At 26.7% G+C, this 13,145-nt stretch carries 10 protein-coding genes; 1 reads left to right on the forward strand and 9 read right to left on the reverse strand.

Annotated elements, in window-relative coordinates; translation table 11 throughout:
• Positions 1–15: 15 nt before the first annotated feature.
• Genes C0982_RS00215 through C0982_RS00235 form a run of 5 tightly spaced genes read right to left on the reverse strand, consistent with a single transcriptional unit; the run spans position 16 to position 4,231 of the window.
• Positions 16–1,392, reverse strand: a complete 1,377-nt coding sequence (locus C0982_RS00215) for a HAMP domain-containing sensor histidine kinase (RefSeq protein ID WP_101772239.1) — start codon at positions 1,390–1,392, stop codon at positions 16–18.
• A complete protein-coding gene (locus tag C0982_RS00220; RefSeq protein ID WP_101772240.1) occupies positions 1,383–2,042 on the reverse strand; it encodes a response regulator transcription factor in 660 nt (219 codons plus the stop codon). The genes C0982_RS00215 and C0982_RS00220 overlap by 10 nt, the downstream gene beginning before the upstream one ends.
• Before the next feature lie 14 nt (positions 2,043–2,056).
• The gene (locus C0982_RS00225) at positions 2,057–2,812 is read right to left on the reverse strand and encodes a lantibiotic immunity ABC transporter MutG family permease subunit (RefSeq protein ID WP_101772241.1); all 756 of its coding nucleotides are present in this window, start codon (positions 2,810–2,812) and stop codon (positions 2,057–2,059) included.
• A gap of 2 nt (positions 2,813–2,814) precedes the next feature.
• On the reverse strand, positions 2,815–3,531 hold the full coding sequence (locus tag C0982_RS00230) for a lantibiotic immunity ABC transporter MutE/EpiE family permease subunit (protein ID WP_101772242.1): 717 nt from the start codon (positions 3,529–3,531) through the stop codon (positions 2,815–2,817).
• Between the two features lies 1 nt (position 3,532).
• Positions 3,533–4,231, reverse strand: a complete 699-nt coding sequence (locus tag C0982_RS00235; protein WP_101772243.1) for a lantibiotic protection ABC transporter ATP-binding subunit — start codon at positions 4,229–4,231, stop codon at positions 3,533–3,535.
• 262 nt (positions 4,232–4,493) lie between these two features.
• Between C0982_RS00235 and C0982_RS00240 the strand changes: the two genes are divergently transcribed.
• The gene (locus tag C0982_RS00240; protein ID WP_101772244.1) at positions 4,494–5,636 is read left to right on the forward strand and encodes a hypothetical protein; all 1,143 of its coding nucleotides are present in this window, start codon (positions 4,494–4,496) and stop codon (positions 5,634–5,636) included.
• A 49-nt stretch (positions 5,637–5,685) separates the two neighbouring features.
• Here C0982_RS00240 and C0982_RS00245 read toward each other — a convergent pair whose 3' ends face one another.
• The 4 genes from C0982_RS00245 to C0982_RS00260 all read right to left on the reverse strand — a co-directional run bounded on the left by C0982_RS00245 (position 5,686) and on the right by C0982_RS00260 (position 12,826).
• Entirely contained in the window at positions 5,686–9,156 is a 3,471-nt protein-coding gene (locus tag C0982_RS00245; RefSeq protein WP_101772245.1) for a cell wall-binding repeat-containing protein, read from the reverse strand.
• Positions 9,157–9,366: 210 nt separating this feature from the next.
• Positions 9,367–9,849 carry a GNAT family N-acetyltransferase gene (locus tag C0982_RS00250; RefSeq protein ID WP_101772246.1) on the reverse strand — a complete coding sequence of 161 codons (483 nt, stop codon included), beginning with the start codon at positions 9,847–9,849 and terminating at the stop codon, positions 9,367–9,369.
• A gap of 518 nt (positions 9,850–10,367) precedes the next feature.
• On the reverse strand, positions 10,368–11,858 hold the full coding sequence (locus C0982_RS00255; RefSeq protein ID WP_101772247.1) for a cell wall-binding repeat-containing protein: 1,491 nt from the start codon (positions 11,856–11,858) through the stop codon (positions 10,368–10,370).
• A gap of 206 nt (positions 11,859–12,064) precedes the next feature.
• Positions 12,065–12,826 (reverse strand): EFR1 family ferrodoxin, encoded by a 762-nt coding sequence (locus tag C0982_RS00260; RefSeq protein ID WP_101772248.1) that lies wholly within the window; start codon positions 12,824–12,826, stop codon positions 12,065–12,067.
• Between the last annotated feature and the right edge of the window lie 319 nt (positions 12,827–13,145).

A 13,145-nucleotide genomic window follows, 5' to 3' on the forward strand; every position in this document is an offset into this window, starting at 1 on the left:
TATTTTAATTCTAAACTATTCTCTAATGCTATTAATAAAGAAAGATACACTAGCTCCTCTTGTATCTTTTCTATTGCTTAAAATTAATTTTCCTCCATGATTGCTTGCAACTAATTCTGCTACAAATAATCCTATTCCATAATTTTTTCCGGATCTTTCTTTGTCATTTGTATATAGAAACTTAGATGCATTTTTTAAACCCTCATCAGTAAATCCTTCACCTTCATCTAGTACTGTGAACTTCAATAAATAATCTTCCGTTTCAACCTTTAAACTAATTATTCCTCCCTCTTTTGTATGTTTACAAGCATTTGAAATTATATTCATCAATGCTCTTTTTACTAATTGTTCATCAATATAAATTTTCATATCTGAAATATCGCATTCTAGCTTAAACATAATATCATTAGATTTACATAGAATAGTAGAATGATTTTTTATGTCATTTAATAATTCATTTAGAAATACATTTTTATTATTTACACCTATAGTCCTATCCATCAACAATGAATCCATTAATATTTCCATATATTCCTCTATTTTTTTCTCTCCAGCTATAATATTATTTAATAATTTTTTATTTTTTCCCCTTGTATATTCTTCTGTCAATAATTCGGCATTGCATTTTATTAATGTTAAAGGTGTCTTTACATCATGTGCAATTGATGAAAGCTGTATTTTTTTATTATTTTGTTCATTCCATTGACTAATTAATGAATCATTTAAAGCTACTCTTAGATTATTTATAGAGTCTAATATTCTATTAAATTCATTAATTTTAGTATAATTTTCTTTGAAATCAAGTCGTTTTTCACTTACAGCATTAGTCGCTTCTAGCACTATATTAATTTCTTTTTTTATTTTTCTATTAAAAAGCAGCGACATTATAGCAGATATTGAAATGATATTTATTACTATACATAAAATGAGTAAAACTTCAGGCGATGGTAATTTTTTTTGCAAATTAATTGAAGCAAATTCAGGCTTAATATTATAAATAATCTCTATTTTTTCTCCATTTTTTCTTTCATATACCTTTAATATACTTCTCTCCCGTTTTAATTTTTTTTCTTTACTATGTACAAATTCATTTAATAAATTATTTGGCAGATTAGATGATATTACTGAGTAATTTTTATCGTATAGCACATATTTAGCTGTATTCGGTATTAAGTCTTTATTAAATTCTCTATTGTTAATTATTTCTTCTTTCTTACTTAAAATAATATTTTCAGTGTAGTTTGCTGGTAAAATATATCCATTTAAGATACTTAAATTAAAAGTAAATAGAATTAATATGATGCTAATTACAATAGCTATACTATATCTAATTATATAAGATAAGAAAACATAGAAAATAGATTTACTTTTTACATTTTTTTTTATTTCCATTTATATCCTATCCCCCAAATAGTTTCTATAGGATTCTCTCCGTATTTTGAAATCTTGTTTCTTATATTCTTCACATGTTCTCTAATTGCAGATGTGTCACTTTCTGAATCAAATCCCAAAGTAGATTCTAGTATTTGTTCTAGTGAAAATACCTGTCCTTTATTTTTTGCTAAATATTCGCAAATCATATATTCTGTCTTTGTAAGATTAATCACTTCATCAATCATCATCAATTTTTTACCAGGTAAATCAAATTTATATTCACCTTGTGTAAAAAAGTTTATTTTTTCTCTATTCTCACGTCTTAAGTGAGATTCAACACGTGCTCTAAGTTCAAAAATTCCAAATGGTTTTTTTATATAGTCGTCTCCTCCGAGCATCAAGCCTTCTACCACATCATGTTCCATTGTTTTAGCTGTAATAAAAACTATCGGACAATCTACTATACCTCTTATCTCTTTGCAAAAGGAAAAACCATCTATATCTGGCATCATTACGTCAAGCAAAATCAAATCATATTTAGATAGAGACTCTTTTTTAACATCTTTAGCATTATTATATACTTCAATTTCATAATCATCTTTTGATAAAGCTTCTTTTATTATATCTGTTATATCGGGTTCATCATCTATTGCTAAAATATAAAACATTTTAAGTTGCTCCTTTATTCTTTATCGACATATCTGCCTTCCCATTTATTACTCCAAATATAAAATAGAATCGTAACTATAAAATATAATACTATACAACTGATACACGCTTTTATAATTTCTGGTTGCAAAAAATAGTTAGTATTGTTTGTTTTTGATATAATTAAGTGACTAGGGAGTCTTGAAACTATTGAAAAAGGTATATAAAACCATATGCTTTCACCTAATCCTGTCAACATTATAGCTGACAAAATACTCCCAAATACTCCTATCATTATGCCTAAACTTTTACCAAATTGATAGGTTATAATATATATAAGGGTATATATTATATAGTTTATCATAAGCATCAACACACTAGAATAAATATATATAGAAATACTAAAAAATTGATTACCCATAGTCTTAAATACTATACCAAATCCTATAAGAGCTATCAGTGAAGTTATACATCCCTCTATCAATAAAAATAATATATTATTAAAGTGTGATAAAAACTTACTGTTTGGTGCACCAATCAACATATTAAATAAATTTTGAGACTCTAATTTAAAATTTAATGCAATAATAATACTTGACATCATTGGAAATGCACAAGCAACTATTTGTATGTATGCTGTTACTTTAGACTGTTCACTCCAAGGTGAGTTATAATAGTAAAATAAAAATAATGATATAACAAACATAGCAGATGCCAAGTGAATATAAAAAAAATTATTTTTAATATTTTTATAAAAATTTAATTTTATATTATTAATAAATAAATACATAACTATACCTCTTTTTTCTTAAAAATCATACTTGTAATCAACGTAATAAACACATATAAAAACAAACTAATTAAAACAGAAGGAACTATGATTTTATGATTAGTGTACACAGAATTATCTGTATTTAAACCATTCGGCATTATTCCTAACAGTGCACAGTTTATTCTTCCATGTATTGCAAAAGGAAACCACCAGTAACTTGTCAAAGATATTTCTACAGTAGAAAACATATTTACAATAACTCCAATAAATATACTCGGAATTGCACCAATATATTCAGAAAGATACATCCATAAAGGAATTTGCCACACAAAAGTGATAAATAGCAAGAATGTTGTTATAAAAATCAAAAATACACCATACTGACCTCCAATTATCACAGATATAATATATACTATTATAAAAAATATAAACATTGATAAAAAGAACATTAATGTGCATGTAAAAACTTCTGATAACCACAATTTTTTCTTATCAACTACAATACTGAGTAGTCCATGTCTATTTTTTTTATTTTCCATGCTAACTAAAAATGCACTGCATGTACTAATTAATAAAGGAATTAACATAAACTCCCACCAGTTAAATGCTATCTGCTGCCAATTAAACCTAGCAAGAAAAATGCTAATTGTTATTGTAATCACCGGGAGTATATACATGATTTTTTTACCTTCAGACTTTTTCTGCCTTAGCCAAGCTGATTTAATCATATTTTTCATTTTAATAATCCGCCTTTCTGACTACTTCCATAAAAACAGTTTCCAAATCATCGTTGTCTTTAATTTCATCATAATACAATAGCTTTCCATTCACAATTATTGCAATATTATCTGCTATTTGCTGTATTTCATTTAAAATATGACTTGATATAATAATTGTTATTCCTTCTTTTGCCAGTGATTTAAAAAGAATTCTTAAATCTTCAATTCCTATGGGATCTAATCCATTTGTTGGTTCATCTAATATAAGGAGCTTTGGATTATTCAAAAGTGCAATTGCTATACCTAGACGTTGCTTCATTCCCATGGAAAATTTTTTGCTCTTCTTTTTTCCTGTATTTTTTAAAGCAACTATTTCTAATACTTCATTAATTCTACTTTCTTCAACATTATACAAAAGTGCTCTTGCTTTTAAATTTTCATATGCTGTTAAATTATCATAAATTGGTGCATTTTCTATTAGAGATCCAATATCGTATAGATCACTTCTTCTAAAAGTTTCTCCGCAAAATAGTATTTCCCCTGAAGTAGGCTCACTCATTCCTGATATCATTTTTAAAAATGTAGATTTTCCTGCTCCATTTGGACCTAGCAAACCATAAATTCTTCCTTCCTCTATTTTTAGAGATATTTTGTCATTTGATTTTTGAGTTCCATAATACTTAGATAAATTTTTAGTTTCTAAAATAATTCCCATAATATTTGTCCTTTCTTCTAGCTATAATATTATGATATTTTAAATTTATAAGGAATTTATAAAGATTCTATTAATATAATTGACATTTAATATTACTTCTTCTATTATTAAGTACACAATATTTATTTTTTATAAATTGCTTATTTTTTTATAAATTACTTGCATAATTTTATTATCAGTATTTTAAAATAGTGACTACTATACCCAACAAATTACCAAGTTGTATATAGTCATTATCCAATTATTGTGAAGAAAGGATTACACTATGAAATTCAAAAAATTAAAAAATTATTCCAATGATGCACTTGTCCAAGTATATACTAAAGGCGATAAAGAGTCCTTTAATTTAGGATATATTTTAAAAGTAACAAAAAAGTATTTATTATTAGAGTCTGTTAGCAGTGGAGGAAGTTTATTAGATGGATATTTATTCATTCCTATAAATTGTATTAGTAAAATAAAGGATTCTTCTGATTATATAGATTTTTATAATCAAAACATTGAATATAATCGACGTGTAAATGCATATGATGCATATAATATGGGAATCTTTCGCGATACACTGAGTAAATTTGAAAATGAAAACGAATTATTTGATTACTTCGTTGAAGAAAAACATCTTTTAACTGTATATACATATGATAGTGACTATAAAATAGTCGGAGAACTAAAGAAAAATAAAAAGAAAAAATTAAAATTACTAGACCATTTTGTAGAAAGTGAAAAGCCTAATAAAATGTCAGTCAAAAAGAAAAATATTGATATGTTTCAGTTCGATACAAATAATTATCTTTGGGAACAATATCTAGAATCTAAAAAGGGGAAAAAAATAGATAAAAAAACTTCCTCAAATCAAAAAAAATCAAATATTTTTGATCCAAATCAACTAGTTGAACTCTACCGTTTTGATGACAATGACAGATACTTTGCATTGGGATATGTAATTAATACTACAAAAGATTACGTACTGTTTGAAGCAATACATCCATGTGGCTCTTTAGATTCATTCGAGATATTCCCATACGATATTATAAAAAAAGCTGTATTTAATTCACGTTATATAGACAAATTAGAATATGTTGTGGATACTAACAAAAAAAATAATTTGTATGATACGCATGGTCTTTTAAAAAATAAAAATACACTACTCGAAATGGATTCTTTTGATGATGTATTTCATTATTGCCGTTTAAATAATAATACAATTTCGCTATTTATTAATGATTCCGATAATGGATTTACTGGAAAAATATTATCCGTAGAAAATGATGTTATTGAGTTTTTATATTATGGAAATAATATTCCTCCAAAAGATGAAGATAAGAAAAAAATTACTATCAATAAAAAAGAAATAAATTTTATTGATGTATTTGGAATCGAGTCGACTTTGTTAGATAATTTTAGTTAGTTAGATAAAAACAGCCCTTCAATACATAAATTATTGAAAGGCTGTTTTTTTAATTATTAAATTTTATTATTTTATCCTCGTACCCATCCGATGATATCCTAATTTCATGTGTACCTTTTTCAATTCTATTCAAGTCAACACGTATAGTTAAAATACTTTCTAATAAAAGGCTTTCTCCTATTGGAACTCTATTTCCTTTTTTATTTATTTTTATTACATTGTTATCTAGCTTTATTTTATTTATGCTATTTATGTATTTTTTAGCAACATCCGTTTCAATTTCTCTATCGATTCTTAAATCTATATCATTTCTTCCATAGTTATTATTTAATTCGTAGTTAATTTCTGGGGATTTATCCGTTATTTTTTTTTCTAAATCCTCTCCTTTTGCTTTTTCTCCGTCCGTTATATTTTCACTACCTTCTTTTATTTTATCAATATCGTTAAGTTTAAATGAAATTTTTTCTTCTATATTTCCATTTAACACTATTTCTAAATTATTTACGTTATCTCCATGAGAAATATTTTTATTGTATAGCACTATTTTATCTCCTCTATTAGAATAATCACCCTCTCCTTCTTTAAATATACTCACTTCCTTATCTTCCAACAAATATTTCCCATTTAATATTAAGCGCAATTTTTTTAAATAATCTTTTTCAGAAGCTTCTAAAATCACATTATTATTTTTATCTCTAATTATTTTCACTTTAGAGGCAATATTTTTATTTTCAGACTTATTATAATTAAATTTTATCTCTGCATTTGTGTATTTACTAGATATTATCTTAATTTTATTTTCGCCTTCATTTAATGAACTTATTTTAGAACAATCCAATACTAATTTATTATTATCTACATCAGTATATATTGAGTTTTTATTTATTTCATTTGGATAATTAATATATACCTTGCTAATTGATCCAAACCACTCTTTATAGTTCACATTTGATACTGTTATAATAAGCTTTCCAGGAGCAATTATATCATCTACTTCTAATTTTGGAGCTTTTATTTTCCAAATTTCTTGCTCTCCATTTCCTAAAGTGCTTCCCATTCTTCCATCTTCCAAAATATATTTCACATATGGAGGTTTATCAATAAATAGTTCACAGTCTTCGCTATTATATAGATCTTTGAATGTAACATATTTTTTAGATGTACTATATCTTCCTGCATTATTTTTATAATATGTATAGTCAATAAATTTACCTGTTCCATCTTCTTCAAATATAGCTTTCTTATCGGTATTTTTCCAATAGTATAAAACTTTTTTAGATGAATCCGTTTCCATATTTAATTCTTTTAATATGTGTGCATTCACAACCATATCAAAATCAAAACAAAATGATATTACTCTACTTCCAACTACTGAAGTAGCCGATGAAATTACATCAGTTTTTTCTCTATGATTACCTCTAGACTTTGATTTTGTTGGTGACGATAACACATCAATTCTTTTAGATGCTTTTAAACTTTGCCTATTCGTACCTTCTTTTATATTATTTACTTCATTATTATCTTTCCTTAGACTCGTAAATTCTGGATTTTTAAAATTACTCTTTTCATTTTCGTACTTTAATTCAATCTTTCTAAATCCTTCTGCATTTACTACTAATTGGTGCTTTCCTACGTCTCCTCCATTTTTTATAGTTAATTTATTGAATATGGCATTATATTCATTGTTTTTTAGTAACTTTCCGTCAAGCTCTACATTTTTTATAAAATCCTGTATGCTCTCTCCCCCTAAATCTATTTTAAACTTAAGTGGTTCATTAGCATAAAATCCATAATTACCATCTAGAATAATATCTTTTGCGATTTTATACGTTTCTACAACGTGATTAACATTATTAAATCCATTTGACTCAATTATAATATTTTTTTTCCCGCTTTTTGCATTCAGTACTCTATTATTAGCGTTGATTATAATTTTGTAATTTCCATTATTTTCATTAATCCTATACTCTAAGTTAGCCCTATTTTCTTTTGAATTGCCATGCTTTATAGATATGTTTTTAATATTTTTTATCCATTCCTTAGATTCCTTGAAATTTTTATCTACTGAAATCTCTATATCATCTCCGTAAATTGTTTTTTCTGATGATAGCTTAGGTATACTTTTATCATCTATCAATGTATCTCTTTCTCTTAGAGAAAATGTGCTATTTTTTGGATAGTATATTTTTTCTCCATCTTTATCATATGTATCAGTCACGAAATCCTCTATACTTATGGAATCATGTGTAATTATTTTTCTAGGGCTTTCTTTTTTTATTATCTTGGTGAATTTTCCAGTTCCGCTTCCAATTTTGGAGATCTGAACTAGATTATCCTCCGACTTTGACTTTATGGACAGCTCATTTACTTCATGTGGATTTATTTCAAATTTTACTATAGTACCCTCATCATCAACTTTACTCGGTGACAATTCTCTTCCGTTTAGATAATACATATAATCATTACTTGTTTTTTTCAACAATCTAACTACTCCAAAGTGAGATTGCTCTATATTTATTACTTTTTCATCAGTATATATTTTTTTATTATTATCAGATCTATCTACCTTTGATATTTTTCCATCTGCATTACTTTCTCTTGAATTAGAATCATCTTTAAACTTATTCTCTACAGAATATGATACCGAAGATTTCCCTCCAACGATTACTAACTTTTTTGCTTTTCTGATTAATTTCTCTGTTGAATTGCTCAGATTTTCACCATCAGTCAGTAAAATTGGCGCATTTAATTTTTTTGCAAGAGGTACTGCAGACAATGCATCTGGAAATTTTTTACCTGATGCAAGAATTACAGTATCGTATGTTTCTAGGTTTTTAGATATTTTTTCTGCAGTTTCATATCTATCAACTCCAGAAATTCGTTTTCCCTTGCTTTCTTTTATAGTTGATTCTCCTCCGAAAGTGTATTTCACATTGAAAAAATTCGATCCATTTTTTTCGTTAGCTCCATCAACTAATAATAAAGACATATTTTTTATACCTAAAAACGCACCTGCTGTGAGTGCATCTGGAAATTTACTACCGCTAGCTATTCCTATATCTTGATTAATATTGTCTTCTATCAATTTTAGTGAAGTTTCATATCTATCTTTGCCACTAATTCTTTCTACATTAAAATTTTCTTTTAGTTTTTTTTCCACTATTCTATCTACAGAGTTTTTACCTCCAACTATCGAAATTTTTTTAATGCCAATATCCCTTAATCTTTCTTTAAAATCAGCAGAATCGTTTGCCAATACAATGCTAGCACCTTTTGACGCTGCAACTGGACCTATTGACAGTGCATCCGGAAAATTTTTCCCACTCACAATATAAGCTGAATCCGATGATATTTCTTTAGCTATTTTTAATGACGTATCATACCTATCAACACCTGCTATTCTTTCAATCTCAATATTTTTGCTAATAATTCTTTCTTTCTCTAGCATGTGAGCTGGAGCACTCATAATTCCAATTGAGAAAAAAGATACCAATGTTAAACTGATTATTATTTTATTCATATAACTCCCCCTTTTTTGTTAGTATAAATAATCATTATCATTTATTTCATATACATTATATACTATTAAATACTCAGTCGCAATATTATTTTCTATACCATGTTAATATTTTCTTATATTTATTGTTACAAAATAAAAAATCACATATTTAAATGTGATTTTTTAATAACTAAAATATACCTCATAATGTATTTATAATTTAAGTTATACCTATAAATCTAATTGCATAAAGATTGCACTTTCTGTATCATTTTCATTATAACAATCAATCCTATAGAATCCATAACGTTCGTATAATTTAATCGCACTCCTCATAGAAGGAAATGTGTCTAGCCTCATGTACTTGTAGCCTATTTCTTTTGCATCAGCTATTACTCTATCTACCAACATTGTGCCTATATTATTTTTTCTACTATCCTCTCTTACATATAGTCGTTTTAATTCACAGTATTCATCATCTATTTTTAATAGACCCACACATCCTACATATTCTCCTTCTAAATAGGCAATATATAATCTGTTATTCGGTAGTTCATATTTCTTATCGAGATTTTTTGTTTCACTTCCATAGTCTTGCAATTCTAGACATTTTCTTATATCTGGACCAGCTGCTATGATACTCTCAAAGTATTCTAAAAATAAAACTCCTATAGCTTCTAGATTATCATATGCTAATTTAATTTCTACACTCATAGTCTCCCCCCCACAATACAATTATTTTATTCTACGCATATTCACAAATATGTCTGTTTCGCGTAATTTTGATAAATACAATTCCTCTTAAAATAATTAAACTAACATTATTTTATATAATAGTTAATATTTGCTTTTATTACTGACTAGCTAAATCTTTAGTTTCTAATTTAGATTTTTCTCATCTTTGACAAAATATGTCCCACATTGTCTAAATTATTTCTAATACATTGCTCCCTAATATCTAACACCCATTCATTAGGGCATATTGCTTCCTCATAAAAGTTTTATTAATCGTAATTATAATTAATATATAATAAAATCACAAGTATCATTTTTTCTGAGCATTTTCTCTCAATTAATTTTTATTTTAGCATTGCCAAATATGTTTATAGAAATTTCATTCAAATAAAAAAATACTTTATATTGTTCTTGTGTCTTAATAAAACTCAATATAAAAGTGTTTTTTTTATTTTTATCAACCATACGTATATATAAATTGTTTTTTATTATTTTAACTACTTTTTATATATCTCAATTAATTTATCATTTTTATTTATAGTTGTTATATTATCTATTCCTGGTGCTATTTTTATTTCATTACCTAGCTTTTCGATAAGATTAATATATTCTTTACGAAATTCTCCAACTACAGGAACTTCTGTTGGCACAGTTAGTATAATTACATATCTTTTTCCATTTTCACTCTTTAGCAGATATTCACTTTTTACTCCTACTCCTCCATCTTTCATTATATTGTGTTCATCTTCTATTATCTTATTATCTGTAACAGAAGAGTTACTATCAACTTCAAAAACAGTTAGACCTGCTATATATCCAGAAGTTTTATCTTTTTCATACGCAGGTTTATAGTTCAGCCCCCATGATATTGTCTCATTTTTATAGTATTTTTCCACAATATCCCTTGTCTCTGTTAATTCTTCTATAATATATTTACCTTTTATGTTTTCATTTAGCTCTATATTTAATAATCTCATAAATGGAATTACTTCTTTTTTTTCAGTTATACCTTTGATTTCTTTTAATTCATTTTCAACTGATTTTGAAATAGAATTTTCTCCGCCTACAATGATTATATTTTTTATATTCTTATTAGATTTCAAATACTCTTTTGTATCACTATTAAGTTTATTAGATTTTGTAAGTAATACTGCACCATTTTTACTCGAAGCTAAAGGCCCTGCACAAAGTGCATCTGGATAATCATCACCATTTGCAATTACTACTGTTTCAATATCTTTATTTAATTTAGTTTTATACGCTTTTGCAATTTCAACAGAAGTCTTGTAGCGATCATCTCCAGCAAGCCTGTATTCTTCTTTGTATTTAGGAATAGACTTTTCTCCACCAAAAACTACTAGATTACCTTCACTAGATTTAGTCCCATCAACAGCAAATAGTGGCAATTTAGTTGTATTTACAATATTATACTGATGCATATACGGAGTTGCAGATAAAGCATCTGGGAAGTTTTTACCATTATAGACTGCTGCAGTATCTCCTCCTACTTGAGACCAATTTAATTTGCTTATTGGAACACTAGCAAGTTCAGAGGTTTGATATCTATCTTTTCCCGCTATCCTTTCATTCATGGTAGTATATGTAGAAATATTTTTTTCAGTATTTTTAGATATAGATTTTTCACCTCCTACAATATACGCATTAGGAAATTTAGACTCAAATACATAATCTAATACAGAGCTTGGTACAGAATTCTTTTTTACCAAAAGTAAAGGTGAACTAAATTCACTAGCTAGAAATCCTGCTGATAATGCATCTGGAAATTGTTCACCACTTGCAACTACTATATATTTAACTTCAGACGTGTCTTTTTTAATATTTTTTGCAATGTTTACTGAAGTTTCATATCTGTCCTTTCCTTCAATTCTGCTTACATTTAACTCGCTTGAATTATCTTCTGCATTCACAGATAAAGTAAATGACATAGTAATCACAGCGGCTAAACATAAAAATGTAATTTTCTTCATTTTGTTTTCCCCCTATATTTTATATAATTTCATGTTTATTCTAACATAAAAAAATCAAAAATATTATTTTGTTAACCAATTGTAGTATATAATACTATTTTGTAATTTTTTACAATATTTTTTATTAAAATACAGTATTAATATTACTTTTTTGTTATATTTTATTAGTTTCAAAATTATTTTTAATTATTTTGAAATCTTTTACATTATATGAAAATTTCATTTTTTCTTCGTATATCTTTTAGGGGACTTAATTTTTCATCCATTTTTTCCTGAACAGGTGGCGGTAATATTCTTGCTTTTTCTGGACATTCACTAATACAAGCCATACATAAAATACATTTATTCTTATCTGTTTCTATTTTACCATTTCTAATTTCAATAGCTTCAGTAGGACAGACATCTATACATTTGCCACATATAGTGCAAGAGTCTAAATATATTGGCGTCGCGGGTATTACCATTTCATCTTTGTATGTATGGTTTCCTGGAACCACTATGTTATCACTCATATTCAAAGCTAGCTTATTGTTTACTTTTTTAGCAAAATCTTTAATCTCTAATATATCTTGATCATCTGGTCTACCTCTTCCTACTACTGAAGAAATTGAATGCTCTGCCACAAATGCTCCAGATGCAACTATTTTGAATTTACTCTCTTCAATTGCATCATTTAATTCTACCAAAGCATCTTCATATGCTCTACTTCCATAAACAACTAATGTAATAGCTTTCTTCCCACTTCCAACTAAGTCCTTCAACTTTTTAACTACTATTGATGGAACTCTACCTCCAAATACTGGTAATGCAACTACTATTACATCGCTTTCTACCTCTTTTTTAATAGTTTCTTTCTTTCCCAGGTCTATCATAGACACTTCTTTTGCAATTGCTTTTGAAAAAACTTCTCCTACTTTTTTAGTCCCTCCTGTGGGACTAAAATAATAAAAATCTACTTTTTTTAACATAAAATTCTCTCCTTAACAAAATAAACTCCCTACATACATTTAAAATTTACTGACCATATATTTTGTTACTGTTGTGGAAATATAGAACATTCTATAATTATATACCTTATTTCAGCTAATTCATAATTTTTATGAGCTTATATAATTTCTACTATAATATTTTATGAATTTCATTTAGAATATCATACTGATATAACTTGCTTTCACTATCATTTCCATCTTATATATATTTTACTTTTAGCATATTATACATTTCTTTATGCAATATATACTTTACATCCAGTTTTTTATATTATATACTCTAGTTAGTTAAAAAACA

This window comes from Peptostreptococcus faecalis, from assembly GCF_900240845.1.
Classification (GTDB): domain Bacteria; phylum Bacillota; class Clostridia; order Peptostreptococcales; family Peptostreptococcaceae; genus Peptostreptococcus; species Peptostreptococcus faecalis.

Excerpts from the sequence above, each read along its gene's own strand:
- C0982_RS00215 (WP_101772239.1), bottom strand. The coding sequence starts at position 1,392 with ATGGAAATAAAAAAAAATGTAAAAAGTAAATCTATTTTCTATGTTTTC.
- C0982_RS00220 (WP_101772240.1), bottom strand. The coding sequence starts at position 2,042 with ATGTTTTATATTTTAGCAATAGATGATGAACCCGATATAACAGATATA.
- C0982_RS00225 (WP_101772241.1), bottom strand. The coding sequence starts at position 2,812 with ATGTATTTATTTATTAATAATATAAAATTAAATTTTTATAAAAATATT.
- C0982_RS00230 (WP_101772242.1), bottom strand. The coding sequence starts at position 3,531 with ATGAAAAATATGATTAAATCAGCTTGGCTAAGGCAGAAAAAGTCTGAA.
- C0982_RS00240 (WP_101772244.1), top strand. The coding sequence starts at position 4,494 with ATGAAATTCAAAAAATTAAAAAATTATTCCAATGATGCACTTGTCCAA.
- C0982_RS00245 (WP_101772245.1), bottom strand. The coding sequence starts at position 9,156 with ATGAATAAAATAATAATCAGTTTAACATTGGTATCTTTTTTCTCAATT.
- C0982_RS00250 (WP_101772246.1), bottom strand. The coding sequence starts at position 9,849 with ATGAGTGTAGAAATTAAATTAGCATATGATAATCTAGAAGCTATAGGA.
- C0982_RS00255 (WP_101772247.1), bottom strand. The coding sequence starts at position 11,858 with ATGAAGAAAATTACATTTTTATGTTTAGCCGCTGTGATTACTATGTCA.
- C0982_RS00260 (WP_101772248.1), bottom strand. The coding sequence starts at position 12,826 with ATGTTAAAAAAAGTAGATTTTTATTATTTTAGTCCCACAGGAGGGACT.